Source organism: Achromobacter sp. HZ01 (assembly GCF_003267925.1).
GTDB lineage: Bacteria > Pseudomonadota > Gammaproteobacteria > Burkholderiales > Burkholderiaceae_B > Achromobacter > Achromobacter pulmonis_A.
This window is the reverse complement of the sequence record NZ_LWKV01000002.1, coordinates 1,383,495-1,409,641: the sequence shown is the minus strand read 5'-3', so window position 1 is coordinate 1,409,641 and position 26,147 is coordinate 1,383,495. Positions and strand designations below refer to the sequence as shown.

At 68.0% G+C, this 26,147-nt stretch carries 24 protein-coding genes; 11 read left to right on the top strand and 13 right to left on the bottom strand.

Translation table 11 applies throughout. From position 1 onward, the window contains the following. Nucleotide 1: 1 nt before the first annotated feature. The 4 genes from A6B37_RS15535 to A6B37_RS15520 all read right to left on the bottom strand — a co-directional run bounded on the left by A6B37_RS15535 (nt 2) and on the right by A6B37_RS15520 (nt 6,073). Entirely contained in the window at nt 2–1,063 is a 1,062-nt protein-coding gene (locus tag A6B37_RS15535) for a Fic family protein (protein ID WP_102772934.1), read from the bottom strand. A gap of 90 nt (nt 1,064–1,153) precedes the next feature. Beyond that, nucleotides 1,154–3,196, bottom strand: a complete 2,043-nt coding sequence (locus tag A6B37_RS15530) for an alkaline phosphatase D family protein (protein ID WP_111826249.1) — start codon at nt 3,194–3,196, stop codon at nt 1,154–1,156. Between the two features lie 114 nt (nt 3,197–3,310). Next, nucleotides 3,311–4,885 (bottom strand): serine hydrolase, encoded by a 1,575-nt coding sequence (locus A6B37_RS15525; RefSeq protein WP_111826248.1) that lies wholly within the window; start codon nt 4,883–4,885, stop codon nt 3,311–3,313. A 195-nt stretch (nt 4,886–5,080) separates the two neighbouring features. Beyond that, nucleotides 5,081–6,073 (bottom strand): GAF domain-containing DNA-binding protein, encoded by a 993-nt coding sequence (locus A6B37_RS15520; RefSeq protein ID WP_246842478.1) that lies wholly within the window; start codon nt 6,071–6,073, stop codon nt 5,081–5,083. A 150-nt stretch (nt 6,074–6,223) separates the two neighbouring features. Between A6B37_RS15520 and A6B37_RS15515 the strand changes: the two genes are divergently transcribed. Genes A6B37_RS15515 through A6B37_RS15495 form a run of 5 tightly spaced genes read left to right on the top strand, consistent with a single transcriptional unit; the run spans nt 6,224 to nt 10,665 of the window. Beyond that, complete coding sequence (locus tag A6B37_RS15515; protein WP_246842496.1) at nt 6,224–7,117, top strand: tripartite tricarboxylate transporter substrate binding protein; 894 nt, start codon at nt 6,224–6,226, stop codon at nt 7,115–7,117. Nucleotides 7,118–7,151: 34 nt separating this feature from the next. Beyond that, nucleotides 7,152–7,994: a GntR family transcriptional regulator gene (locus tag A6B37_RS15510; RefSeq protein ID WP_102773508.1), complete on the top strand. Its 843-nt coding sequence runs from the start codon at nt 7,152–7,154 to the stop codon at nt 7,992–7,994. Nucleotides 7,995–8,015: 21 nt separating this feature from the next. Next, complete coding sequence (locus A6B37_RS15505; protein WP_111826246.1) at nt 8,016–9,287, top strand: 3-isopropylmalate dehydratase large subunit; 1,272 nt, start codon at nt 8,016–8,018, stop codon at nt 9,285–9,287. Continuing rightward, entirely contained in the window at nt 9,284–9,808 is a 525-nt protein-coding gene (locus A6B37_RS15500; protein WP_102772939.1) for a 3-isopropylmalate dehydratase, read from the top strand. Before A6B37_RS15505 ends, A6B37_RS15500 begins: the two co-directional genes overlap by 4 nt. Then, nucleotides 9,808–10,665 carry an oxaloacetate decarboxylase gene (locus tag A6B37_RS15495; RefSeq protein ID WP_102772940.1) on the top strand — a complete coding sequence of 286 codons (858 nt, stop codon included), beginning with the start codon at nt 9,808–9,810 and terminating at the stop codon, nt 10,663–10,665. The genes A6B37_RS15500 and A6B37_RS15495 overlap by 1 nt, the downstream gene beginning before the upstream one ends. 43 nt (nt 10,666–10,708) lie before the next feature. Here A6B37_RS15495 and A6B37_RS15490 read toward each other — a convergent pair whose 3' ends face one another. Beyond that, the gene (locus tag A6B37_RS15490; RefSeq protein WP_111826245.1) at nt 10,709–11,614 is read right to left on the bottom strand and encodes a LysR substrate-binding domain-containing protein; all 906 of its coding nucleotides are present in this window, start codon (nt 11,612–11,614) and stop codon (nt 10,709–10,711) included. A gap of 104 nt (nt 11,615–11,718) precedes the next feature. Here A6B37_RS15490 and A6B37_RS15485 point away from each other — a divergent pair, with 104 nt between their 5' ends. Genes A6B37_RS15485 through A6B37_RS15475 form a run of 3 tightly spaced genes read left to right on the top strand, consistent with a single transcriptional unit; the run spans nt 11,719 to nt 14,187 of the window. Further along, the gene (locus A6B37_RS15485; RefSeq protein WP_102772942.1) at nt 11,719–12,708 is read left to right on the top strand and encodes a tripartite tricarboxylate transporter substrate binding protein; all 990 of its coding nucleotides are present in this window, start codon (nt 11,719–11,721) and stop codon (nt 12,706–12,708) included. A gap of 58 nt (nt 12,709–12,766) precedes the next feature. Next, a complete protein-coding gene (locus A6B37_RS15480; protein WP_102772943.1) occupies nt 12,767–13,489 on the top strand; it encodes a PIG-L deacetylase family protein in 723 nt (240 codons plus the stop codon). Continuing rightward, nucleotides 13,486–14,187 (top strand): 4-carboxy-4-hydroxy-2-oxoadipate aldolase/oxaloacetate decarboxylase, encoded by a 702-nt coding sequence (locus A6B37_RS15475; RefSeq protein ID WP_111826244.1) that lies wholly within the window; start codon nt 13,486–13,488, stop codon nt 14,185–14,187. Before A6B37_RS15480 ends, A6B37_RS15475 begins: the two co-directional genes overlap by 4 nt. A gap of 3 nt (nt 14,188–14,190) precedes the next feature. On the opposite strand, the gene A6B37_RS15470 is transcribed toward A6B37_RS15475, so the two are convergent. Beyond that, nucleotides 14,191–14,550 carry a hypothetical protein gene (locus tag A6B37_RS15470; protein WP_111826243.1) on the bottom strand — a complete coding sequence of 120 codons (360 nt, stop codon included), beginning with the start codon at nt 14,548–14,550 and terminating at the stop codon, nt 14,191–14,193. A gap of 165 nt (nt 14,551–14,715) precedes the next feature. Continuing rightward, a complete protein-coding gene (locus tag A6B37_RS15465; RefSeq protein WP_111826242.1) occupies nt 14,716–15,147 on the bottom strand; it encodes a nuclear transport factor 2 family protein in 432 nt (143 codons plus the stop codon). A 177-nt stretch (nt 15,148–15,324) separates the two neighbouring features. On the opposite strand from A6B37_RS15465, the gene A6B37_RS15460 reads away from it, so the two are divergent. Then, complete coding sequence (locus A6B37_RS15460; RefSeq protein WP_111826241.1) at nt 15,325–16,395, top strand: hypothetical protein; 1,071 nt, start codon at nt 15,325–15,327, stop codon at nt 16,393–16,395. A gap of 46 nt (nt 16,396–16,441) precedes the next feature. Here A6B37_RS15460 and A6B37_RS15455 read toward each other — a convergent pair whose 3' ends face one another. From A6B37_RS15455 to A6B37_RS15440, 4 genes are all read right to left on the bottom strand, one after another. Further along, on the bottom strand, nt 16,442–18,865 hold the full coding sequence (locus A6B37_RS15455) for a TonB-dependent receptor (RefSeq protein ID WP_111826240.1): 2,424 nt from the start codon (nt 18,863–18,865) through the stop codon (nt 16,442–16,444). 121 nt (nt 18,866–18,986) lie between these two features. After that, nucleotides 18,987–19,940: a FecR domain-containing protein gene (locus A6B37_RS15450; RefSeq protein ID WP_102772951.1), complete on the bottom strand. Its 954-nt coding sequence runs from the start codon at nt 19,938–19,940 to the stop codon at nt 18,987–18,989. Next, nucleotides 19,937–20,482, bottom strand: a complete 546-nt coding sequence (locus tag A6B37_RS15445) for an RNA polymerase sigma factor (RefSeq protein ID WP_102773510.1) — start codon at nt 20,480–20,482, stop codon at nt 19,937–19,939. The genes A6B37_RS15450 and A6B37_RS15445 overlap by 4 nt, the downstream gene beginning before the upstream one ends. 140 nt (nt 20,483–20,622) lie before the next feature. Beyond that, nucleotides 20,623–21,225, bottom strand: coding sequence for a TetR/AcrR family transcriptional regulator (locus A6B37_RS15440; RefSeq protein ID WP_102773511.1), 603 nt, complete (start codon nt 21,223–21,225; stop codon nt 20,623–20,625). An 89-nt stretch (nt 21,226–21,314) separates the two neighbouring features. Between A6B37_RS15440 and A6B37_RS15435 the strand changes: the two genes are divergently transcribed. Next, nucleotides 21,315–22,772, top strand: a complete 1,458-nt coding sequence (locus A6B37_RS15435; protein WP_111826239.1) for an MFS transporter — start codon at nt 21,315–21,317, stop codon at nt 22,770–22,772. Nucleotides 22,773–22,785: 13 nt separating this feature from the next. On the opposite strand, the gene A6B37_RS15430 is transcribed toward A6B37_RS15435, so the two are convergent. Beyond that, nucleotides 22,786–24,006 carry an MFS transporter gene (locus tag A6B37_RS15430; protein WP_111826238.1) on the bottom strand — a complete coding sequence of 407 codons (1,221 nt, stop codon included), beginning with the start codon at nt 24,004–24,006 and terminating at the stop codon, nt 22,786–22,788. Between the two features lie 160 nt (nt 24,007–24,166). Here A6B37_RS15430 and A6B37_RS15425 point away from each other — a divergent pair, with 160 nt between their 5' ends. Continuing rightward, a complete protein-coding gene (locus tag A6B37_RS15425) occupies nt 24,167–25,099 on the top strand; it encodes a LysR family transcriptional regulator (RefSeq protein WP_111826237.1) in 933 nt (310 codons plus the stop codon). 2 nt (nt 25,100–25,101) lie between these two features. On the opposite strand, the gene A6B37_RS15420 is transcribed toward A6B37_RS15425, so the two are convergent. Further along, the gene (locus A6B37_RS15420) at nt 25,102–26,115 is read right to left on the bottom strand and encodes a tripartite tricarboxylate transporter substrate binding protein (RefSeq protein ID WP_111826236.1); all 1,014 of its coding nucleotides are present in this window, start codon (nt 26,113–26,115) and stop codon (nt 25,102–25,104) included. Between the last annotated feature and the right edge of the window lie 32 nt (nt 26,116–26,147).

The window sequence follows — 26,147 nt, the reverse complement described above, 5'->3', positions numbered from 1 at the left end:
GTTATTGCGGCCGTCCCGCGTCGATCCATCGCTGCACCTGCGCCATCGGCAGCCGATAACGCGCGCAGTTGTGCAGATCCAGTATGCGCAGCTCCCGGGCCAGCATCGGGCGCAATAGCCGGACCTCCTCTTCAGGCAGCGCCAGCGCGGCCACCGCGGCATCCGCCGTCCACCGTTCGCGCACCACCTGGCCGATCACGTCGTTCAACTTTTCCCGGAATCGCAGCCGCACGGGATCGGGCACGCCCGCCGCATCGAGCAGTATTGCGTACTTGCGGATCGAGCGGCGATAAGCCCAGGTGAACAGTTCCACCGCCAGCGTTACGTCGCAGTGTTCGTAAACGCCCATCATGGCGTGGGCGTAGTCGTGGGGCTCCACGTCAAGAAAGGACAGCGGCGCGTTGTTGTAAAGCATCAGCGGGATGTTCGACGACAAACGGCTGGTGCGTTTGTTGCCATCTTCGAAAGGCTGCAGATAGGCCAGGTTCACCCACAGGAAGAAAGCGGCTTCCACCGGGTTCTTGGTAAGCCGCGCCTTCTCCAGGATGTGGTCGAACATCTCCTGTAGCAGTGACGGCGCCTGCACCGGCATGTAGGTGCTTCCCCCGATATTGACCACGGCCTGCCGGATACGGCCCAGGCCCTGGGCGTCGGCCAGCAGGTCCTGCATCAGAATCGCATGCAGGTTGCTGATCACGGCCGACGTCAAGCCATGCGCGGGCACAGCATCGATCATGAACTCGATGGCGGCCTTGTGGTTGAGCAGCATTACCGCGTCCAGGTCCGCTCCCGCCGCGCCGAGCCTGAAGAGTTCCTGCGTGGCCAACAAGGAGTAGCGGTTGCCTTCCAGGCGCGAGGATGACCAGGACAGGTCCAGCAACAATGGCTCCAGGACACGGCGCGCGTAAGTGCCGGCCGGAAACTGGCCTTGCATGCCCCCTTCGTCGGCCAAGGCCTGGGCCAGCGATGTCGGCAACAGGGAACTCCGGTTCGGTACGTAGTCGTCGACGAATGCGCGTCGGTATTCCTTGGAGGTTCGAAGAATATTTTCGCGGATGGTCATGATGTGAGCCAGGGGGATCGAATCGACTCAATTTAGCGGCAATCGGCTCATGCAATGAGCGGAATTGAGCTGATTCGAATAAACCCCAACCTACGCCGCCACCGTCACAGCCGCCGTCCCCGACGCCACCGTCAGCACCGTCTGCGACGCGACGGCGGGCAAGGCCGGCGCCTGCGTGCCGTCCAGCGGCTTGAGCTTGTGGAACACGCAGCGCAGTTCCGTCTCTGTCAGCGTCACCACCGCGAACCCTTGCGCGTCGGTGTCGATGTAGCGCAGCCAGTCGGCGTTGAACTGCTTCAAGGTGTCGTTGAACGTGTTTCTGATTTCGCCCGCCGCCTCGCCGTAGATCAGCGGCCTGGCCGGCGCGAAGGCGGGATCGGTGTCGACCACGTTCTTGAAATAGCTGAAGAAGGAATTGCTGGAGATGCCGGCCGTCACCAGGTCCACCATCACGGGCCTGGGCGTCGCGGCGTCGTAGTCGTCCATGACGGGGCCGGCGAAGAAGGCGTGGATGTCGCCCGTCAGCGCCACCAGGTTGCGCACGCCCTTGTCGCGCACGAAGGCCATCATGTCCTTGCGCTCGGCGTTGTAGCCATCCCACTGGTCCGCGTTCAGCAGGTATTCGTCCAGCAGCAGCGAAGGCGGCAGCTGCGCGTCCAGCAGGGGCTTGATCTGCGCGGCGAAGGCCGCAAGCGGAATGCCCGCCTGCGCGTCCAGCAGCGCGGACAAGGCGGGATACGCGGTGACGGGGCTGCCGCTGGCGTGGTCGGCATCCTTCAAATCCTGCGCCAGCGCGGCCGCCATGAACGGCGCCAGCGGCGCCAGCGCCGGTTGCGCCGCCGCCAGGCCCTGCGCCAGCAGGCCGGCCACGGCCTGCGCGCCGTTGAACTGCATGCGCAGCAGCGAGACTTCGTTGCCCCACAGATTCCAGGACGTGGTGCTGGCGGCCAGCTGCGCCTTCCACCAGTTGCGCTGCGTGTCGCCCAGGATGGACACCGGCGTCAGCTGGCCGCCGGCGCTCGCCAGCTTCATCGCCTCGACCTGCGACAGCAGGCGCTTGGGCACGAAGTAGCGGCTGCCGATCTCGCTGCCTGCCTGCTGCTCGGGGATCACGTGGTCGGCGCGGTACAGGCGTTCGTCCGTCATCAGCAGCGTGGCCAGGCTGCCGAAGCGGAATGCGCGATAGATCTGGATGTTCTGGAACGACGGATTGGCCGGGTCCAGCGACACGTCGGCCGGCATGAACTCGAACCAGGCCTGGCTGGCGCCGCGGCGGCGCGCCGTGCCGGGCGTTTCGTCGTCCACGGTTTCGTAGGTCTGGCGGTCCTGCCAGCAGTCATCCGAGAATTCGTGATCGTCCCAGATGGCGATGACCGGAAAGCGCGCGTGCAGGGCCTGCAGGCGCGGGTCCGAACGGTAGCTGCGGTACAGGCTGCGATAGTCGGCCAGCGTCGTCGCGTAGAACGCGCCATCGGCCCGCGCCGTGCCGTCGGGCAGCGACAGCGGCGCATGCGCGCTTTCCACGCCGCCGGCCTGGAAGCCCGCCTTCACGGTTTCATAGACGTAGTCGCCCAGGTGCACCACGAAGTCCAGGTCCTGCGCGGCCAGCTCGTCGAAGGCGGCCCAATGGTTCACGCTCCAGTCCTGACACGAAATGAAGGCGAACTTCAGCTGCGCCACCGCGGCGTTTTCCGCCGGCGCGGTGCGCGTGCGGCCGACGGGGCTGGTGCTGGCGCCCGCCACGAAGCGGTAGTAGTAGTTGCTGCCGGCGTCCAGGCCCGTGACCTTGTGGCGCACGGTGTGGTCCCAGTCGGGCTCGGCGCTGACGGCGGCATCGACCAGCAGCTGGGTGAAGGCCTCGTCGCGCGCCAGCTGCACGCGCACGGCGACGGCCGCGCCGTCATCGCCGATCACGCGGGTCCACAGGACGATGCTGTCGGGCCGCGGATCGCCCGAGGCGACGCCTTGCGGGTACTGGAAGCGCCGCGCCGGCGGCTCGCCGCCGCCGCCGTTGCCGTTGTCTACGTTGCTGTCGTCGCCGTCATCGTCATCGCTGTTGCAGCCGGCCAGGCCGGCGGTGGCGGCGGAGACGGTCAGGAAGCTGCCCCATTTAAGGAATTTTCTACGGTCCATGTCGAGCAATGCCCAAGGTAAGGCGGCGCCGGCGTGCGGCGCCGGGTTGGCGGAGGTGGCGCCGGTATTAGCGCACCAGGGCGTTGCATGGCGGTGACAGGACGGCGTGGCCGGCTACTTGCGGGTCCAGCGCCCGAAGCCGTTGTCGTCGTAGAACTTGATCTGAAAGCCTGGGGCCTGGCCGGCAACGAGCTTGAACTCGATGGACGCCAGCGAGTCGACCAGCTCGGCCTCGCCGGCGGGGGCGAAGGCGAAAGTGTCGCCGTTCCAGTGCCGCAGCGGGAAACGCATGCCCTTTGGTCCCAGCGTCAGGGTCAGGGCGCCATCGGCCTCCTGGATCTCGGCGGGGCCGTAGTAGGCGTTGTCGTAGCGGCCCGTGTACTGGCGCAGCGGCTGGGGCGGCGCAGGCGGCACGGGCCTGGCCTGCCTCGACAGGTCGGCCTGCGGCTCGAAAAAACCGAGCATGGCGCCATGATAGGCCGCGTACCAGTCGCGCGTGGACCGGCCGTACAAGGCTGTATCGATGAATGTGGCGGCGACGGACTCGGCCGCGCCCACCGGCGCGCCATTGGTCAACACCACGATGCCGATCCCGGCCGAGGGCACGATTCTGAACGAGGTTCCCGTGCCCATCAGGAATGCGCCCGAATGCCCCATGGAAGGACGCCCGCCCGGCTCGGTATTGACGTTGAAGCCATAGCCATAAAAGCCCGATCGCGCATCCAGGTCGTGGGCGGGCGCGCTCACTGCCTGGGCGGACAGCGCGGGAAGCAGCGCGCCCGCGGCGATCATCGGCTTGCCCTGATAAACGCCATCGGCCAGCAGCAGTTTCAGCCACTGCGCCAGATCGACGACCGTGGACGATACGCCGCCGGCGGGCGCCTGCTGGTCGGCGTCGCGCTGGCCCGCTGGAACGAAGACGCCTTTCTGGTAGGCGTGCAGCACGGCGCGATTGGCGCGCGCTTGGAAATCGCCATAGCGGTAGCTGGTGGCATGCATGCCCAAGGGCTTGAACAGCGTGTCCTCGGCCAGCGCTTCCCATGGGCGGCCCGCCGCCCTGGCCACCGCCTGCGCGCCTATCGTGGTGCTGAAGTTGGCGTAGTGATAGGACGCACGGAAGGCGTCCAGCGGCAACAGGCGCAGCCGGGCCAGGACCTCGCTGCGTTTGAATCCCAGATCTTCCAGGTCGTCGCCTGCCGTGCCGGGCAGCCCGGAGCGGTGCGCATAGAAATCGCCTATCGTGGCATGCTCGGACACATAGGCGTCGCTCAGGCGGAAGTCCGGCAGATGCCGCAGGACCGGATCGTCCCACGCGACGGTGCCCCTGGAGACTTCGATCGCCGCCACCGTCGCCGACAAGGACTTCGAGATCGAGGCGATCTGGAACACCGTCTGCGCGTCCACGGGCGCGTTCCTGCCCGACTCGCGCGTGCCGTAGCCTTGCGCGAACACCGTCTCGCCGTCGATCACCACGGCCACCGCCATGCCCGGCACGCGGCTGCGCGTCATGATGTCCTGAACGATCTTCGGCAGCTCCCGGACGGCGCGCTCCCTGCTGCCGTCCGGGATGGCGACGGCGTCCGCCGGCGGGCTGGACGCTCGGTCGATGGCCACCGTCTGCGACCATGCGGCCGTGGCGCCGCCCAGCGCAAGCATGCATGCGGCGGCGATGAGTGCTTTTCCGTTCATGGTGATGTCCTCGGGATCGGGATTCCGCTGGATGAGCGATGCGGGAAACGCCGCGCGTCCTGACCGTGCGAACGCGCCGTCGCTTGAGAAATCATCCCAAGAATCCGTCGAGCCACCACCGGCGCAAGGATGAACCAACATGCCGGCATGACGAACCGCATGGACACGCAGACGTGCGGACACGAATCGCCGCGTTCAGATCCCCATGCGCTCACGCAGCTGCTTGCGGTAGGCGCGCGACACCGGCCATGGGCCGCCCACGGCGCGCATCCGGATCAGCCACTTGTCCACGCTGCGGCGATCCACGTCCATGACGTGCAACGCATTCGCAATGGCGGTACGGTGGACCCGGAAAAACCGCTGTTGCGGCAACAGGCTGGACCATACGCCCAGCGCCCGTGAATCGAGCACCATCGACCCGTCCTCCAGCCAGATCTCGCTGTAGTTTCCCGCGGACCGCACTCCCACGATCGCGTCGGGCCGCACGCCCCGCACCACGCCGCGCATGCGCAGATACACCACCGGCGCGGCGCCCTCGTGCAACGCCGCCCCTTTGGAAGCGCGCGCGTTCGAGTATCTGGCTTGTCCGATCAGGTTGGCGCACTGGAACGTCGCCCCGATTTCCGCCGCGGACCAGGTCCGGTGCCTGACCGTCGTATCGAAACCGATGATCCCGTGGAGCTTCCCGTCGTGGAAAACCGGCACGCTGAGCACGCTCTTGTTCCCCTGGCGCTGGAATTCCAGCTGGATGGTCCGCGCCGTGCGCGGCATATCGTTTACGTCATGGATGGCCACGGCCTGGCCTTGCACCATGAACCGATGCAGCCACGCGATCAGCGTGGTCGGCACGTCCTGCAGCTCGGCCACATACGGCTGCGTCCGGCATCGGCACCATTCATGCGTATTGCGCAGCCGCAGCAGGTCGGGACGGTATTCGATCATCCATGCTCGGTCCGCGCCCGAAGACTCGCCCATATACGCCAGATGTTCCGAAATCGCATCGTCGACGGGATGCCGAAGCAGACTCATCGCGCAGCGATAAGGCCAGTCCGATGGCGGACTGGTTTGCAGCACGGTCACCGCGTGCGTCGTGTACTGGCCAGCATCCTTCACTTGCGATTCCCCCGGCGGCCGGATCGAGCATCGTCCGTGCGCGGGAATTTTCGCCGTGGTGATCAGGAATGACAAGGTTTCGAGGCGGGAACGGATGACGCTTGCTTGCCTCCGCAAAACCAGCCACGTATACTTGTATTAACATCAATACAACATACCAGGAGACAACCCATGCGCCGCTTCATATCCGGCTGCGTGCTCGCAGCTGTTTTCGCGTTCCCCGCCATGTCGCAGGAAGCCCCGATCCGCCTGATCGTCGGCGCGCCGCCCGGCGGGACGACCGATACCGTCGCGCGCAACATCGGGCAGCGCATGGCGCAGGAGCTGAAGCGGACGGTGCTGGTCGAGAATCGTCCCGGCGCCGGCGGCAACATCGCGGCCGACTACGTGGCCAAGTCCAAGGCCGACGGCAGCACGCTGCTGGTCACGTTCACGAGTTTCTCGATCAACGCCTCCCTGTATCGCAATCTGCCGTTCGATCCGGTCAAGGATTTCAAGGCCATCAGCATGCTGGCCAACGTGCCCAGCGTGCTGGTGACGCGCAAGGACTTTCCCGCCAACGACATGCCCGCGTTCGTCAAGGAAGTGAAGGCGCATCCCGGCAAATACACGATGGCGATCGGCGCGCTCGGTTCGTCGCTGCACATGGCCGGCGAACGCATGAAGATGATGTCGGGCCTGGACATCCTGAACGTGCCGTACAAGGGCACCGCGCCGGCCATCACGGATCTGCTCGGCGGCCAGGTGGACATGATGGTCGCGAGTTCGCTGAACGCCTTGCCGCACATGAAGTCCGGCGCGCTCAAGGCGCTGGGCGTGACCAGCCCCAAGCCGCTGCCGCAGTTCCCCGACGTGCCGCCCATCGGCGACACGATCAAGGGCTTCGAATCCAATGCTTGGTTTGCGATGTTCGGCCCGGCCGGGCTGTCGCCCGAAGTTGTAAAGTCGCTGAACGCCGCCGCGCGCAAGGCAGTGGATACGCCGGAGTTCCGGCGCCTGCTGGAGGGCGAAGCCGCCACGGCCGTGAGCAGCACGCCCGAGGAGCTCGACGCCTTCGTGCGCGAGGACATCGCGCGTTACGCTGAAATCGTCAAATTCACCGGCGCCACCATCGACTGAGCGTCGCCTGGTCCGCCTTTTCCGGAGCATGTCCGTGTCCAAGAATCCGCTTCCTCTGTATCACCAGGTCTATCTGTTGCTCAAGCAACGATTGGCGGGCGGCGGTTTTGCGGGAGGCGCGCCGATGCCGGGCGAGAATGCCCTGGCCGAGGAATACGGGGTCTCGCGCCTGACGATCCGGCGCTCGCTGGAGGCGCTGGAGGCCGACGGCCTGATCGAGCGCCGCCAGGGCCGCGGCACTTTCGCCGCCGACAGCAAGGGCTGGGTGGACGCGCCGCAGGCCGGGGCGGGCATGGAAGCGCTGATGCGGCATTTGTCGAACATGGGCATGCAGACACAGGTGCGGGTCGTGTCGCTTGCCGTCATGCCCGCGCCGGCGGCGGTGGCGGCGGCCATGGAACTCCCGTCCGGCGCTGCCGTGCAGCACGCGGTGCGCGTGCGCAGCTACGAGGACGCGCCGTTCTCGCATCTGGAGAGCTATGTGCCCGGCGATATCGGCGCGCGCATCCGCAAGGCCGATCTGAACAGCCGGCCGCTGCTGGCGATATTCCGGGAGCTGGGCGTGCGCGTCGCGCGGGCGCAGCAATCCATTTCGGCCGAACTGGCGAATCCGCAGATCGCCGCGGCGCTGGAAGTGCCGGTGGGTTCGGCGCTGCTGACGCTGCGCCGGCTGGTGCGCGACGACGCCGGCCGGCCGGTGGAATGGCTGCTGGCGCGCTACCGTCCGGATCGCTACGAATACCGCATGGACATGCAGGCGCACGAGACCAAGGGCGAGCCGAACTGGCTGCCGGCCGGCGTGGGCGCGCCCGGCCCCGCGCCGCTGCCGGCGCGGCCGCGCGCGTCCAAGGCCGGGGCGCGGACGGCGCGGATCTGACGCAGACACCAGGAAGCAATCATGCCTGAGCAAACCCTGGCCCAGAAGCTGCTGGCGGCAGCCAGCGGCCGCGACACGGTCGCGGTGGGCGAAATCGTCACCTGCCGGGTCGACCTGGCGATGTTCCATGATTCCAGCGGTCCGCGCCGCCTCAAACCCATGCTCGAATCGCTGGGCACGGGGCTGTGGGACCGCGACAAGGTGGTGCTGGTGATGGATCACTACGTGCCGGAGTCGGACGACGAGTCGCGCCGCATCGTGCGCATCGCGCGCGACTGGGCGCGCGAACAGGCGCTGCCGCACGTCTACGATTCCATCGGCATCTGCCACGTGGTGGTGCCCGAGCACGGCCACATCCGCCCCGGCATGTTCTGTGTGGGAGGCGACTCGCACTCGCCCACCGGCGGCGCGTTCGGCGCATACATGTTCGGCGTGGGCAGCACCGAGATGCTGGGCGTGGTGGCCAGCGGCGAGATCTGGGTGCAGGTGCCGCAGACGATCGCCATGCAATGGGACGGGCGGCTCGCCAGGGGCGTCACGGCCAAGGACATGGCGCTTGCCATGATCGGCCGTTTCGGCATGAATGGCGGACGCTACCAGGCGGTCGAGTTCTGCGGCGCGGCCGTGCGCGCGCTGTCGATGCAGGAGCGCATGACGCTGTCGAACATGTCGGCCGAGCTGGGCTCGCAGGTGGGGCTGATCGCGCCCGACCGGGTCACGCTGGATTATCTGCACGCCGCCGGCGTGCCGCGCGCGCACGATATCGACTTGGCGCGCTGGCGCACCGACGCCGGCGCGGAAGTGGAAACGCACCGGTTCGACGCCGATGCGCTGGCGCCGCAGGTGGCGGCGCCGCACAGCCCCGCCAACGCCGCGCCGGCGGGCGATTATCCCGCCACGCCGATACAGGCGGCCTATATCGGCGCCTGTACCGGCGCCAAGCTCGAGGACCTGCGCGCCGCCGCCGAGGTGCTGCGCGGCCGCCGCCTGGCCGCCGGCGTGACGCTGATGGTGGCGCCCGCCAGCGCGCGCGACCAGCAGCGCGCGCAGGAAGAAGGCGTCATGGACGCGCTGCGGGACGCGGGGGCGCAAGTGCTGCCGAATTCCTGCGGCGCCTGCTCCGGCTATGGCGGGTCGATACCCGAAGGCGTCAACGTCATCTCGACCACGGCGCGCAATTTCAAGGGGCGCATGGGCGCCGAAACCGCCCGGGTGTTTCTCGCTTCGCCCTATTCCGTGGCGGCCGCCGCGCTTGCCGGCCGCATCATCGATCCCAGGGAGGTGCTGGCATGACGACGCCCGCTACCCGTCATCGCGTCTGGCGCGTGGGCGACGACGTGGACACCGACCAGCTCGCGCCCGGCGCCTACATGAAATTCGGCATCGAGGAGATCGCGCGCCACTGCCTGCAGGGCGTGCGGCCCGAGTTCGCATCGAGCGTCAGGCCGGGCGACGTGCTGGTGGCCGGCAGCCATTTCGGCATCGGCTCCTCGCGCGAGCAGGCGGCGGCCGCGCTCGTGCATCTGGGCGTGGCCGCGGTGATCGCGCCGAACTTCAACGGCCTGTATTTCCGCAATGCGTTCAACGTGGGCCTGATGCTCGTGACCTGCGAGCGCGCCGCCGAATTGCAGGAAGGCGAGTCCGTCACGCTCGATCTGCCGGGCCGGCGCGTGCTGCGAGCCGACGGCGATGCGCTGCCGTGCGCCGAAGTGCCGGGCTTTCTGCTCGACATGGTGCGCGCCGGCGGCTTGATGAATCTACTGAAGCGCCGGCTCGCCGATGGCAGCCTGGCGCGCCATCCCCTGAGGGCATGATGACCGTATCCGTGTTGAAGTCCCGGCTCGACGCCGGACATGCCGTGCTGGCGCCGGGAATCTACGATGCGCTTACGGCGCTGATCGCGGAGCAGGCCGGCTTCGAGGCGCTTTACCTGTCGGGCGCGTCCATCGCCTATGCGCGGCTGGGACGATCCGACGTCGGACTCACCACCTATACCGAGGTGGCCGACACGCTTGCCCGCATTACCGAACGCGTGGACACGCCGGTGATCGTGGACGGCGATACCGGTTTCGGCAATGCGCTCAACGTGCAGCGCACGGTGCGCGGCTTCGAACGGGCCGGCGCGGCCATGATCCAGATCGAGGACCAGAGTTTTCCGAAGCGCTGCGGCCACCTCGCCGGCAAGAGCGTGGTGCCCGTGGCCGAGATGTGCGGCAAGCTGCGCGCCGCCATGGACGCCCGCGACCGCACGCTGATCCTCGCCCGCACCGACGCGCTCGCCGTCGAAGGGCTGGACGCCGCGCTCGAACGCGCCGAACGCTATCTCGAATGCGGGGTCGACGCCATCTTCGTGGAGGCCCTGCGCACGGAAGCGCAGCTCGACGCCGCGTGCGCGCGTTTCGCGCACCGCGTGCCGCTGCTGGCGAACATGGTCGAGGGCGGCCAGACGCCCGTGGAAAGCGCCCAGGCGCTGGCCAGGCGCGGTTTTCGCATCGTGATCTTCCCTGGCGGCGCCTCGCGCGCGGTCGCGCACATGCTGAAGGGCTACTACGGCAGCTTGCGCGAGCACGGCAGCACCGCGCCATGGCGCGATCGCATGATGGACTTCGACGGCCTGAACGAGACCATCGGCACGCCCGAGTTGCTGGCGCTGGCGAAGTCGTACGAATGAGGCACGGCGCCGCCGCCGCGCGCCGGTCAGGATAGCGGCAGCTTCATACGGCGGCGCCGGCGGTGGGCCTGACCTCGTCGACGAAGCGCCGCAGCAGGGGCGACGCGTCATCGCGCCGGTACGCCAGAAGCAGGCTGCTGGTCGCGTCGGGCGTATCCAGCTCGCGGTACACCACGCCCGGAATGCCGGTGCGCGCGTAGGTGTCCGGCAGCACGGAGATTCCCATGCCCGCGGCCACCAGCCCGACGATGGTCGCGCCTTCGCGCGCTTCCTGCATCAGACGCGGCGCGAAGCCCGCTCGGCTGGCCAGCACCGTCACGTGCTCGAACAGCCCGCAGCCCAGCCCCCGGGGAAACAGGATGAAGGCCTCGTCGGCCAGCGCCGCCATCGGCAAGGGGTCCGGCCGCGCCGCCAGCGCATGCCAGGCCGGCAGCACCGCGACCAGGCGGTCGGTCCACAGATTCAGGGTCTGGATATTGGGAGGCGGGCAGAACAGCAGCGACGGGCGCAGGAAGCCGACGTCGACGCTCTTGTCGGCCAGCGCCTGCAATTGCTGTCCGGTGGACATGTGAATCAGGTCTGCGCGCGCCGCGGGATGATTGTCGCGGAACGAGCGCACCACGCGGGGGAACGCCTCGGCCATGGGCACCGAGGCCGTGAACGCGATCCGGATCTCGCCCGCTTCGCCCTTGGACGCCAGGCGCACGACTTCGGCGGCCCGGTCCAGATTGCCGAGGGCCCGCCGCGCCTGGTCGAGAAAAAGGGCGCCCGCCTCGGTCAGTGCGACGTTGCGCTTGTTGCGATCCAGCAGCACCGCGCCAAGCTCCGTCTCCAGGGCCTTGATCTGCAGACTCAGCGGCGGCTGGCTGACGTGCAGGCGCCGGGCGGCGGCGCTGAAGCTCAGTTCCTCGGCGACGGCAACGAAGTAACGCAGTTGGCGGAAATCCACGGTTATTTGAAAACCAAATAAATCGGCTATCGCAAAAGTATTGGACGATATTAGTCTGACCCGCGCACCATGTCGACACTAGAACAACGACACAGGAGACAGCAATGCAGGTCTATTCCCGACAACTGGGCCGGCTCGGCGCCGTCCTGGGGCTGGCCGCCGCGATGATGGCGCCTTTCGGCGTCCGCGCGGCCGACGGCTTTCCGGACAAGCCGGTGCGTATCGTGGTGCCGTATGCCGCCGGCGGCGGCGTGGACATCGTGACCCGGTTGATCACGCAAAAGATGTCCGATGAACTGAAGCAGCCTGTCATCGTCGACAACCGCCCGGGAGCGGCCACCAATATCGGCATGGAGCACGTCGCGCGCTCTGCTCCCGACGGCTACACCCTGCTGACCGCCTCGAACACGCTGGCCAGCAACGCCGCCCTGTTCCCGAAGCTGAGTTTCGATCCCGCCAAGGATTTCGCGCCGATCGGCGCCATCGGCTACGCGCCGCTGGTCGTGGTGGTGCGCAGCGACGCGTCCGCCAAAAGCCTGAAGGATCTGGTGGCCGAAGGCCGCGCGCAGCCCGACAGGCTCAGCTATGGCTCGGCCGGGAACGGGAGTTCGGGCCACCTGGGCAGTGAACTGCTGAAGGCCGAGGGCGGCTTCAAGGCGCTGCACATTCCGTACAAGGGCGGCTCGCCCGCCGTCACGGATCTGCTCGGCGGACGGCTGTCGTTCATGTCGATCAATCCGCTCGAAGTTGTCTCGCACATCAAGTCCGACAAGTTGCGCGCGCTCGCCGTGCTCAATCCGCATCCGTCCAAACTGTTGCCCGACGTGCCGACCGCGGCTGCCCAAGGGCTGCCGGGCGCCGACGCCACGGTGTGGTGGGGACTGGTCGGCCCCGCGGGCATGCCGCCGGCCGTGGTGCAGCGCTTGAACCAGGCCCTGCAGGCCGCGCTGGCCGATCCCGCCATCAAGCAACGCATGGGCGAGATGGGCGCCGAGATCACGCCGGGCAGCGCCGAGGACTTCGGCCGCTTCGTTGCCGAAGAAACGGTGAAGTGGGGCAAGGTGATCCGCGCGGCGGGCATCAGCGCGGATTGAGCCCGCATGGGCGGGACCCCGGCGGCAAGGCCGGTTTACTTTTTCCTGGGATGAAAGCATGAGCAGCACAACGCAACACGGCCTGGTCGTCAGCGCCCATTCGGCCGACTTCGTCTGGCGCGCCGGCGGCGCCATCGCGCTCTATGCGCGGCGCGGCTGGAACATGACGGTCGTGTGCCTGTCTTTCGGCGAACGCGGCGAATCCGCCAAACTCTGGCGCGAGCCGGGCATGACCCTGGACCGCGTCAAGGCGGCGCGCCGCGACGAGGCCACGCGCGCGGCCGGCATACTCGGCGCCTCGGTGCGCTTTCTGGATTGCGGCGACTATCCGCTGCGGGTGAGCGACGACGCCCTGTTCCAGCTGGCCGACATCTATCGCGAATTGCGGCCGGCCTTCGTGCTCACGCATTCGCTCAAGGACCCGTACAACTTCGACCATCCGCTGGCGACCCACGTGGCGCAGGAGGCGCGCATCATCGCCCAGGCGCACGGGCATCGGCCGGACCAGCCCGTGCTGGGCGCGCCGCCGGTGTTCCTGTTCGAACCGCACCAGCCCGAACAGTGCGAATGGAAGCCGGAAGTCCTGCTGGACATCTCCGAAGTCTGGGACGTCAAGCGCCGCGCCTTCGAAACCATGGCGGCGCAGGAACACCTGTGGGAGTACTACACCCGCGTGGCGCTGCAGCGCGGCGTGCAGGCCTCGCGCAATTCCGATCTGAAGATCACGCATGCCGAGGGGTACCAGCGCATCTTCCCGCAGGTCACGGGAGCGTTCGCATGAGCACGCAGGCAATCGCCGTCCGGAACATCGCCCGCGCGGACGCCTCGATCATCGCGCGCCTGCAGGCGGCGGGCGTCGCCACCGTCCATGAGGCCCAGGGCCGCAGCGGCCTGCTGCGCCCCAGCCTGCGTCCGGTCTGGCGCGGCGCGGCCGTCGCCGGCAGCGCGGTCACCGTGCTGGCGCAGCCGGGGGACAACTGGATGCTGCACGTCGCGGCCGAGCTATGCCAGCCCGGCGACGTGCTGGTCGTGGCCTGCACCACCGACAACCATGACGGCATGTTCGGCGAACTGCTCGCGACCTCGTTTGCCGCGCGCGGCGTTCGCGGCCTGGTCATCGACGCGGGCTGCCGCGACGTGCTTGCGCTCGAGGCCATGCGTTTCCCGGTCTGGGCGCGTGCGATCTGCGCCAAGGGAACGGTCAAGGCCACGCCGGGCAGCGTCAACGTACCGGTGGTGTGCGCGGGCGCGCTGGTGCATCCGGGTGACGTCGTCGTGGCCGACGAGGACGGCGTGGTCGTGGTAGAACGCGAGCGCGCCGCCGATGTGGCCGAAGCGAGCGAGGCGCGCCTGCATAAGGAAAACCTCACGCGGGCGCGCCTGGCGGCCGGCGAACTGGGACTGGACATCTACGGCATGCGCGACAAACTGCGCGAGGCCGGCCTGGTGTACGTCGACTCGGCGGAACCGCTCGGATAGTTCTCAGGCGACCAGCCGCAGATGGCGCTTGACGACCGGAACGGTGGGTTGCTGCTTGACCAGGCTGACGGGCACGAACTCCAGCGGCTTGCGCCCCGCCGCGGCGTCGCTCAGGCTGGCGGTGAGCAGCATTGTCCGGGATGCGCCGGCCGCGGCGCGAAGGCTGCGCGCCAGTTCCATCGCCTGATGTTCGGCCATGTCGCGCGATGGCCAGACCGTGCCGCAGAAGTGCGTCTTGCACATGGGTATCTGCCGAGCATGGTCGATGACGTCCACATAACCACGAAATGCGCCGTATTCGACCTCCATGACGTTGGGACGGACCGACGTGAAGGCTTGCGGCGTTTGCGAGCTGGTAGCCATGATGGGTTTCCTTTGAGAGGAACACGAAACCATCCTAGCGCATAACTGTTGCGGATTTTGTGGCGCTTTGCAGTTGTTTAGATAGCTGTCTGGAGGTGGCGAGGTGAAATAAAAGGTTGCGAAAGTGAATTATTGGCTGTTTTAACGCCAGACCCGCGCACTATTTCAGATAATGCCGTGCTGCCTGAGCACGGCCTGCTCATCGCCCGAGATCCAGCCGAAAACCTTCGCTTCGCCGCCCAGTACCTGGACCAGATAATGGACATCGAAATCGATGGTCGTGTCCGCCTGGCCCTTGCGGCCGTAGGTCGCCGTCCAGGCGACGTGGGCCACGCAATGCAGCTCGTCTATCGGGGAGATTCGGACATTGCGGACGCGCATTCCTTTGGTCCCTATGGTTCGATAGTACGCATACCCTTGCGCCATGACTTCCTTGAGCCGGTCGTCGTTCTGCCCGGCCATGACCCCGGCAGGAGAAGCGGCGATGAAAGCCGAGGCATACAGCGACACAATCTCCGCCATGTCCGCATTTCCGTGCAGGGATTGGTTGAAAAAGCGCTCGTATCGCGTGAATAGCTCGGTGACGGGCGTTTCCATCTATTTTCTCCCTTGTGGCCGCTTGTGGGCACGGATCAGTTTAGCTGCGCGGCAACATCGCCAATCGCTGGGAGCCGCCCCACGCGATATCATGACCCCGCCTCTCTTGCCGAGGCAATGCGCCATAACCCAGTCTTCGTCACACCGCTTCATTTCCAACACGAGAACCAAAGCACAATGCCGTCGTTGCCCGCGCTTGCCCGCATTCTCCTGGCCATTCTCTTCGCTCCGGCCCTGACGTTCGCGCAATCTTCCGTCGATCAAGACTTCGCAGCCCGCTATGACGCTGCGGTAGAACGTCAACGCGCACGCGCCGATGACATATTCGGTTCCACGCGCGAGCACGGGGCGGCACTGCTGGTGATCCCGACCATCAATCTGGACGCCGCGCCCCGCCGCGACTTCAACGACCAGGCGACGCGCGACCGCTACGTGCGTCAGCGCAGCACCTTTGTGCATTGGAGACACAAGTCGGAGAAGGGCCTGGCGATCACGGCCGGGCAGGGGGAGCACAAGCCTGAGCTGACCGACACCGGGCCGGTATTCCAGACGGTGCGCGGCGGGCTGCTTTATCAGGTGATACCGGTATTGCCCGGCGAGTACCGGCTCAACCGGATTACTTATCATCAACCGCGTACGAAACTGCCCGAAACCGGGCCGAGCTGGGATTACCAGGACAGACTGAAGAAAATTGGCATCGCGACGCTGAACCACACGATGGATCGCGAGTTCAAGCTGACCACGCCGCTATCCGATCAAGAAGCCGACGATGGCCTGGGCAAGGGCTGCGATGTGATGTTGAAGAATGGCGGCGGCTGCGATGAGGAGGCGCGGGAGTTTCGCTGGCGGCTCGGCGTCGCGCGCGCGTTCAAGCAGGGCAAGGCCGAGGCGACGCCGGCGGAAGCCGTGGACGTGGAGCTGATTTTTTCGGCGGTCGCGTCCATCACGCTCAAAGCGGGAGAGGCGGTCCTGACGGATGGTTTCGTGTTGCCGGCGGATCAGCCGGAGATGACGCCGGACTCGTGCGAGGACACGTCCTATGGCCCCATGTGCTCAGTCGACTCGATCGTCTTGACGCGCTTGCCAGCCAGCCTGGAGGATTTCCGCCAGGCGCCGGACGCGAAAAGTTTTGGTATGCCGAAGCTTGATGAGGCGTTGCGCGATCTGGTTTATCGGGCGCCCACGCTGTATTTCGAACCGCAATCCAAGACCGCGCCGAACGTGATCCGCGTTGTGACGACGGATTAGCGTCCGGCATGGGCGAAATGCTGCGCAGGGCCTGTCTCGCAACGGCTCAATACCTGGCCCGCAGATTCAGCATCACGCTGCGCGGCTCGCCATAGTAGTTCGACCCATACGCCGCCCACACGCGCTGGTAATAGACCTTGTCGAACAGGTTGTTCACGGTCAGCGTGGCGTCGAGGTGCTTGTTGAAGCGGTAGCCGGCTTGCGCGGACACGGTGGTGTACGGGCGCTGCTCGAACTTCACCGGACCGTTCATGCGGTACATGCTGCTGACGCTGCGCAGGCCCGCGCCCAGCGACAGGCCTTCGAGCGCGCCGGTGGCGAAGGTGTACTTGGTCCACAGGTTGAAGGTGTGGCGCGGCGTGATGAAGGCGTATTGCTGCGACTTTTGTTCCTCGGTGCCCTTCAAGGTCTTGGTGGCGGTGTAGGCGTAGCCGGCGGTGATGTCCCAGCCCGGCGCGGGGCTGCCGCTGATTTCGGCTTCGAAGCCCTGGCTGCGCATTTTGCCGGCCGCCATCGAGAACAGCGGATTGTCGGGGTCGGTCATGGCGCGGTTTTCGTCTTCCATGCGAAACAGCGCCGCATGCGCGTTCAGGCGCTTGTCCAGGAATTCGCCCTTGAGGCCGATCTCGACCTGTTTGCCGGTGCGCGGGTCCAGCAGCTGGCCGTTGACGTCGGTGACCGTCTGCGGCGTGAAGATGCTGGTGTAGCTGGCGTACGCCGACACCTGCTCGTTGAGGTCGACGACCAGCCCCAGGTAGGGGGTGAATTTGCCGTCGATGTCGCTCTTGGTGTTGGTGAACTGGTTGAAGTAGGCGTTGCGGTTCTGGGTGCGGTTCTGCCACCAGGTCAGGCGCCCGCCGGCGATGAGGGTGGCGGCGTCGGCCACGCGCAGGTTGGTGCGCGCATACAGGCCGTACTGCTCGGTCTTGCCGTCGTTGCCGTTGGTGAACTGGTAGTCCGGCTTGGGGATGTCGTTGTCCGGGTGGTAGAGATTGATGTCGGCGTTGTCGCCGCCGCCATAGCGGAAGTTCTTGTGGATGTTGCGGTAGTCGGCGCCCACGATCAGTTCGTGTTCGCGGCCGAAGGCCTGGAACGGCGTGGCCACGAAGGCGTCCAGGCCGTAGGTCTTCCAGTGGCTGCGGTACTTCCACGAAACCAGGCAGGTGTCGCCGGTGACCGGATCGACCGCGCAGTCGGACCAGCCGAATTCGCGGCTGGGTTCGTCCTGTTCGCGGTAGACGCCGCTGACCTTGATGCGTCCGCCATTGGACAGGCGGTGTTCCACGTCGGCGAAGTATTCGGTGATTTCTTCGGTGATGTGGTTCCAGCTGGGGTCCAGGTTGGTCGAGCGGCGCACGTCGAGCAGGCTGCCGTCGGTGTAGCCGGGCAGGCCGAAGAACGGGCGGCCCTTGTATTGCTGGTAGGTGGCGCCGGCGCTGAGCACGGTGTCGGGCGTGAGGTCGAAGCTCAGCGTGCCGTAGAACAGGGGCTTTTCGGTGTAGACGCCGTCGACGAAGGAGCGCCGGTCGTCATAGGAGGCGACCACGCGGCCGCGCAGCCGGCCGTCGCTGTCGAGCGGGCCGGTGAGGTCGGCTTCGGCGTAATAGCGGTCCCACGAGCCGGTCATGAGCTGGCCGCCGAAGGCGAATTCCTTTTGCGCGCGCTTGCGCACCAGGTTGACGGTGCCGCCGGGGTCGCCCGCGCCCTGGAACAGGCCGGACGGGCCGCGCAGCACTTCGATGTGGTCGTAGATGGCCAGGCCGAAGCCCGAGCTCAGGTCGTTGCCGGTGCTCGCCGGGGTGTTGACGCCGTCGACCTGGATGGTGTCGAGCGCGTAGCCGCGCGAGTAGAAATTGCCGTGGTTGCCGCCGATGCTGCCGGCCTCGACGGTGATGCCGGTGACCGTGCGCATGGCGTCGTCCAGGTTCACCAGGTTCTGGTCGTCCAGCAGCTGGCGCGTGACGACGGAGACCGATTGCGGGATCTGGCGCAGGCTTTGTTCGTTCTTGCCCAGGGCGACGGCGGGTGTCGTGTAGGAGCCCGTGCCTTCGGTGGTGGCGGGATCGTGGCCGGTGACGGTGACGGGCGCCATGGTGGCGGCGTCGGCGTCCGGGGACCCGGCCGGCGTGCGCACCACGAAGCCCGTGGCCGTGGGTACGGCGACCAGGCCGCTGCGCATCAGCAGGCGGTTCAGCGCGGCCTGCGCGCTCAGGTTGCCCGAGACGGCGAGCGCCTGCAGGCCGGCGACGGCGTCAGGACTGAACAGCACCTGCACCTGCGCCTGGCGGCCCAGCGCCACCAGCGCGTCGGCCAGGCTGCCGGCGGGCAGGTCGAAAGCGTGCGTCGGCGCGCTCTGCGCGTGGGCGACGGACGGCGCGAAGGCCTGGACCGCCAGCGCGGCATGCATGGACAGCGCGCACAGCAGCGCGTAACGGCCGGCGGCGAGCCGGCGGAGATGGCGTTGCGCCATGGACTTTCCCCAAGTCAAAAAAGCCGATCCAGTAGCGGATCTACACCGGGGAAGACGCGCCAGCCGTCGAAACCCGTACCTGCCGGAAGAAAAATAATTCTCAATTATCCGGACGCGGGTTTCAGCGGCTGGCGATGACCGCCGAGCCGTCGGGCCGGCGGTCGAGCGTGACGGGCAACAGGCCGGGCAGCGTGTCCAGCAAGGCGTCGGGCTGGCGCAGGTCCAGCGTGCCGGACAGGCGCAGGCCGCGCGCGCGCTCGTCGGCGAAGCGCACCGGGGCGCCGCGGTACAGCGCCAGGTAGCCGGCCAGCTGCTGCAGGGTCGCGTCATGCACCACCGCCACGCCGTTCTGCCAGGCGCCGATTTCGCCGGCGGCCACGCGCTGGCGGTCCAGCAGCCGGCCGTCGGCGCGCGCCAGCAGCACGCTGTCGCCGGCCCGCAGCGTGTGCTGCCTGTGCTCGTCCGCGCCCTCGGCGGCCAGCATTACCTGGCCGCTGCGCACGCCCACCTGCAGCATGTCGGGCAGCAGCAGCACGTTGAATTCGGTGCCGATGTCGCGCAGTTCGGCGCCGCCCGCCTGGACCACCAGCGGGCGCCGGTCGGGCGCGGCGTCGATGTAGACCTCGCCGCCTTCGATGTCGATGCGGCGCTGCGCCAGCGTGTAGCGCACGCTGACGCGGGTGCCCACGTTGGCATGGACGCGGGTGCCGTCGGCCAGCACCAGGCTGCGGGTCCGGGTGGACGCATTGGCCACCGATTCATAGTTCACGGGCAGGTACTGGTAGGCCAGGCCCGCCGCCAGCAGCAGGGCGGCCAGCGCCCCGCTCCAGCGCAGCAGCGCGGGCCGGCGGGCCGGCCGCGACATGCCGGCCCGCGCGGCGGCCGGGCGCGGCAAGGCCGCCATGTCTTCCCAGACCTGCGCCAGGCGGTCGTATTCGCGGCGGTGTTGCGGCGATTCGGCCAGCCAGGCCTGAAACGACTGTTCGGCCTGCGGATCGGACGCGCGTTCGCGGCGGCGCATGAACCATGCGCTCGCGGCCTCTTCGACAGCGGATAGGGAACGGGACCGGATCATGATGCTTCGCCGTGGACGTGGCGCTTGCAGTGCGCCAACGCCAGTTGCAGGTGCTTTTCCACCGCCCGCACCGAAATGCCCATGCGGCGGGCGATCTCCTCGCAACGCAATTCATCATACCGATAAAGCAGGAAGGCCTCGCGCTGGCGCGCGGGCATGGCGTCGATGGCGGCCTGCAGGCGGCGCAGGCGCTGGTTCACGTCGGCGCGCGCCTCGGGCTGGCTGGCGGGATCGGCGGCGAGGCTGTCCGCGCCGGGCTCGAACTCGCGATCGTCCAGGCTGGCCGCCAGGTGCGCGCCGCGCACGTTCTCGCGGCGCCAGTGGTCGCGCAGCAGGTTGCGGGCGATTTCGTACAGGTAGGCGCGGGGCTGGGCCGGCGGTTCGGCGCCGTTGCCGGCGGCCAGCCATTTGGCAAAGGTTTCCTGCGCCAGGTCCTGGGCGGCTTCGGGCGAGCGCTTGAGCTGGCGGTTCAGGAAACCGACCAGCTCCGCGTTCCAGGCCTTGTACGCCTCGGCGATGACGCCGAAGAAACGCTCCCCCATGATGCCCCTGAGTCCCCGTCCGCCGTGCGGCCGGCGGTCCGGGCGCATCGCCATGAGTTGAATGGAATGATAATGATTCCTATTGTATCAACTTTGCGCAATGCGGGGCGGAGGATGGCGGGCGCTTGCCGCGCCCGCCGTCATGCGGCGGCGATGCTTTCCAGCGAACGCGCGCGCGCCATCGCGAACTGGGCGTCGTCGCCCATGGCCGCGGCGACGTTGGCGATGGCCTGGTAGGCCAGCAGGTCGAACGCCAGCCTGGCGGGGTCGGTGGCGGCCGGCAGTTCTTGCGCGGCGACGGCTTCGCGCGCCAGGGTCTCGAAGCGCTGCCGCGCCTCGTCCCGGTGCTGGCGCACGCGGTCGCGGATCGCGCCGGGCCGGCCGCGGTATTCGCTGCTGGCCGCGGTAAGAAAGCAGCCGCCGGGCAGGCTGCGGTCTTGCACGAACTGGAACCAGCCCGTGACCAGCGCGCGCAGCCGTTCGCCGGGACTGGCCAGCGCCATGGCCGGCGCCACCACGGCGTCGCGGTACAGGTCCACCGCGCTTTCCAGCGTGGCGAGCTGCAGCGCTTCCTTGTCGCCGAACAGCACCTGGATGTTGCCCTTGGCCACGCCGGCCTCCGTGGCCAGGCGGCCGAAAGTCAGGCCTTCCAGCCCTTCGACCGAGGCGATGCGCGCCGAATGGGCCAGCACGCCGGCGCGCGCTTTTTCGCCCCGGATGCGGCGGCGATCCGTTTCAACCATGAGTCCGTCCTCGCTTGTCACCATGCGATGCTTCAATTTAATATACGGTCGTACGTATATTAATACTTCATCCTTTTCGGGCCAACGACATGACCGATACTCCGACACCCGGCGCGAACCGCTGGTTCGCCCTGGCCGCCCTGCTTTCGGCGAATTTCCTCATCATTCTCGACATCTTCATCGTCAATGTATCGCTGCCCAGCCTGCAGACGCGGCTGGGCGCGAGTTTCTCGCAGGTGCATCTGGTCATCGTCGCGTACGACGCCGCGCTGGCCGTGCTGCTGGTGATCGGCGCGCGGCTGGGCGACCTGTACGGCCGGCGCCGCATTTTCCTGTGGGGGATGGGCCTGTTCACGGCCTCGTCGCTGATCTGCGGACTGGCCCCCGGTCCCGGGATTCTAATTGGCGCGCGCGTGGTCCAGGGCGCCGCGGCCGCCCTGCTGATGCCGCAGGTGCTGGCTTCCATCCGCGTCATGTTCGACGGCGCCAGCCGCGCACGGGCCTTCGGCGCGATGGGCGCGGTGCAGGGCGTGGCGGCGACCATCTCGCAACTGGCGGGGGGCTTCCTGATCGAGCAGGACTATGCCGGCCTGGGCTGGCGCACCATCTTCCTCATCAATCTGCCCATCGGGCTGGCCGCGATGCTGGCCGCCCGCCTCTGCATCCGCGAGACGCGCGCGCCCGTCTCGAACCGGCTGGACGTAGCCGGCGCGCTGCTGGCGGCGCTGGGCCTGTTCCTGCTGCTGGTGCCCATCATGCTGGGCCACGAGCACGGCTGGCCGTGGTGGTCCTACGCCGGTCCGGCGGCCGCGGCGCCGGTGCTGGCGGTTTTCGTGCGCCACGAGCTGGCCTTGTCCGGCCGCGGCGGCGTGCCGCTGATCGAGATGGCCCTGTTCGCCAACCGCCGCTTCGTGGCCGGCGTGAGCGCCGTGTTCCTGTTCTTTTCCGCGATCAGTTCGTTCTTCCTGTCGCTGACCATGCTGCTGCAGTTCGGGCTGGAACTGAGCCCGCTGGCCGCGGGCGCGGTGTTCACGCCGTCGGCGATGGCGTTCTTCGCTGCCTCGGTCAGCGGCCCGCGGCTTGCGCGCTGGCTGGGCCGCCGCGCGCTGTTGCTGGGCGTGCTGGTGTTCGGCGCCGGCATCGCGCTTTCGGCGGCCGGTGCGATCCTGGACGTGGCCAACATGAGGCTGATCGTGGCGGCGCTGGTGTTGAACGGCGCCGGCCAGGGCATCGTGATCCCGCTGGCGCTCAACGCCGTGCTGGGCACGGTGCGCACGGAAGACGCGGGCATGGGCTCGGGCATTTCGTCGACCATGCAGCTGACCGGCACCACCGTGGGCGTGGCGGTGGTCGGCGTGCTGCTGTACGCCGCGCTGGGGGCGGCCGACCTGTCGGAGGCGGCGCGCGCGCAGCGCTACGGCCATGCGCTGGCCTGGGCCACGCTCTACAACCTGGCGGCGGTGGCGCTCAGCTTCGTGCTGTTCGCGCGCCTGACCGCGCAGGCCCCCGCGCCCGCCGCGGCGCCGGCGCAGGCGGGCGGCGATTGAACCGGCGGCGGCGTCATGCCGGCGCCAGCGAGCGCAGCTTGCGCAGTTCCGGGAACCACCACATCCACAGCCCCGCCACCGCCACGGTGCCCACGCCGCCGATCACCACGGCCGGCACGGCGCCGACCAGTGCGGCCAGCATGCCGGACTCGAATTCGCCGAGCTGGTTGGAGGCGCTGACGAACAGCGTGTTCACCGCGCTGACCCGGCCCAGCATGTGGTCGGGCGTGTTGAGCTGCACCAGCGAGGAGCGCACCACCACGCTGATGGCGTCGGCCGCGCCCAGCACCGCCAGCGCGCCCACCGACAGCGGGATCGAAGTGGATAGCCCGAAGACGGTGGTGGCCAGGCCGAACAGGATGAGCGCGCCGAACAGGAGGCGGCCCACGTGCTCGCCCAGGCTCAGCCGCGCCAGCGTCAGGGACATGAGCATGGCGCCGCAGGCCGGCGCGGCGCGCAGCGCGCCCAGCGCCCAGGGACCGGCCTGCAGGATGTCCTTGGCGAAGATGGGAAGCAGCGCGGTGGCCCCGCCCAGCAGCACGGCGAAGAGGTCCAGCGACAAGGTGCCCAGCAGCAGCCGGCGCTGGAAGATGAAGGTGATGCCGGCGAACAGGGTGCGCCAGGTGGTCGGCTCCTTGCGCGGCGGCGGGCGGTCCACGGCCATGCTGGCGATGGAGGCGAAGGCCGCCAGGTACAGCGCGGCGGCCACGCAATAGATCCAGCCCGCGCCCAGGCCGTAGCCCACGCCGCCCAGCGCCGGCCCGGCGATCTGCGCGATCTGTCCGCCCGAGGACGACAGCGCAGTGGCGCGCGGCAGCCACTGGCGCGGCACGATGGCGGGAATCAGCGTGGTGAGCGTGGGCGCCTCGAAGGCGCGCGCCGAGCTCATGACGATGAGGGTCGCGTAGATCAGCGGCCGCCCGCCCAGGCCATGCAGCGCGGCCGCGGCCAGGGTCAGCGTGGCGAGCGCCTCGACCGCCATGCAGATCGCCACGATCTTGCGCCGGTCGTAGCGGTCGGCCACGTGGCCGACCACCAGCGTCAGCGCGGCCATGGGCAGGAACTGCGCCAGCCCGATCAGCCCCAGGTCCAGCGCGCTGCCGGACAGCTCATAGACCTGCCAGCCCACCGCCACGGACACGATCTGGAAGGCCAGCGAGGCGCCCACGCGGGCGCACAGGAAATGCAGGAACGCGGGGCGGGACAAGGGGCTGGGGGCGTCGGGAGCGGGCATCGGGAAGCGGACGGGGCGCACGGGGAAACAGGCATTCTAGGGACAAGTCGCTGACGGGAAACTAAGAGGTCCGGGCGGCAGGTCCATTCATGCGCGAAATGGCGTTCGGGTGCCTATACTGCCGTTTCACGCATAGCCACTTCCGACGGGCATTCCAGCCATGGCCTCGCTTCCCGATCTGAGTTCCCGCGAGCTGCAGGCGATCTGCACGCTGGCCGAATGCGGCAGCTTCGTTGCCGCGGCGCTGACGATGAACGTTTCCCAGCCGGCGCTGACGCGCACCGTGCAGCGTGTGGAGCAGGCCCTGGGCGTGGCGCTGTTCCGGCGTTCCACGCGCCGAGTGGAGATCACGGCGGCCGGCCAGGAGTTCGTGACGCTGGCGCAGCGGGTGCTGGCCGACCTGCGCATTTCCGTGGAGAACATGCGCGAAATTTCCGACGAGCTGCGCGGGCGCTGCATCGTGTCGTCGGTGATGTCGGTGGCCTACACGCAATTGCCGCGCATCGTGGCCCGGTATCGCGAGTCGCGTCCCGGCATCGAATTGCAGGTGCGCGAAGGCGTGCACGGCACGGTGATGGACGACGTGCGCAGCGGCGTGGCGGACATGGGCATCACTTATATCGACGACGTGCCCGGCGAATACTCGGTGGTGTCGCTGGGCCGCGAGGTCTTCCATGTGGTGATGCCACGCAACCATCCGCTGGCGGCGCGGCCCGGCGTGAAGCTGGAAGAGCTGGCGCCGTATGCGCAGGTCTCGCTGCCGCGGGACGCGCAGACGCGGCGCCTGATCGACAGCCATGCGGCGATCGCCGGCGTCGCGCTGCGCCACACGGTCACCGTGAGCCAGTTCGCCACCGTGATGCAGTTCGTATGGGCCGGCGTGGGCGTGGCCATCGTGCCGGGCGGCGCGGTGCCGGCTGCGCTGAGCGCGGACCTGGTGGCGCGGCCGCTGAGCAGGCCGGCCCTGAGCCAGGCGATCGGCGTGGTGTTTCTCAAGGAGCGCGGCCTGACCCCGAGCGCCAGCGGCTTCCTGGCGCAACTGCGCAGCGACTGGATCCAGGCCGTTCCCGCGAAGCGTGCGCGGCGGCGTTAGCGCTATTGCAGCCGGATGCCGGCCAGCTTGACGAGTTCGGCGTAGCGCCTGGCTTCGCTGCGGCAATACGCGTCGAACTTGTCCGGCGCGTCGCCGATGGGCATGGCCTGCGCCTCGATCAGGCGGGCCCGTACGTCGGGCTGGCGCAGTATTTCGCTGACGTTGCGGTAAAGGCGCGCGATCAGGTCCGGAGGCGTCTTCGCCGGAACCCACATGCCGTACCAGGTGCTGAGATTGACCGTGGGATAGCCCAGTTCCGCGAAGGTCGGCACGTCGGGCAGCGCGGCCACCCGCTGCGGCGCGGTGACGGCCAGCGCGCGCAGCTTGCCGCCCTTGACCAGGGCGATCGACGACGGCATGGAGTCCAGCATGTAGGTGACCTGGCCGCCGACCACGTCCGTCAGCGCGGGGGCGCTGCCTTTGTACGGCACGTGCGTGACGTCGAGCCTGGCGGCCGCCTTGAACGCTTCGCCGGCCAAATGGCCGGGCGTGCCGTTGCTGGACGACGCGAAGTTGTGGCGGCCCGGCTGCGAGCGGACCAGGGCGATCAGGTCCGCCACCGAGCGCACCGGCGAATTGGCGCTGATGACCAGCTGGATGGGCGTGGTGGCCAGGTTGGTGATGCCGCTGAAGTCCTTGAGCGGATCGTGCGACATGTTGGCGTACAGCGCCGGGTTGATCAGCTGCCCGGACACATTGATGAGCAGGGTGTAGCCATCCGGCGCAGCCTTGGCCACCATGTCGGCGCCTATCATGCCGCTGGCGCCCGGACGGTTCTCGATGACCACGGATTGGCCCAGCTTCTCGGAAAGCGTGGCCGAGACGATGCGGCCGACGATATCGGTCGGGCCGCCGGGCGGGTAGGGAATGACGACCCGCAGCGGCCTGGACGGGTAGTCGCTGGCGGCCAGCGCTGCGGGGCCGCCGATGGCGCCCAGCGCTGCACCGGCGGCGCCGATGAGCAGCCGGCGCCTGGACGGGCTGGCGATTGCGTTCGCGTGTAAGGATGATTCCATGGTTTGTCTCCCTTGTCGCCTGCTGGTGTGGG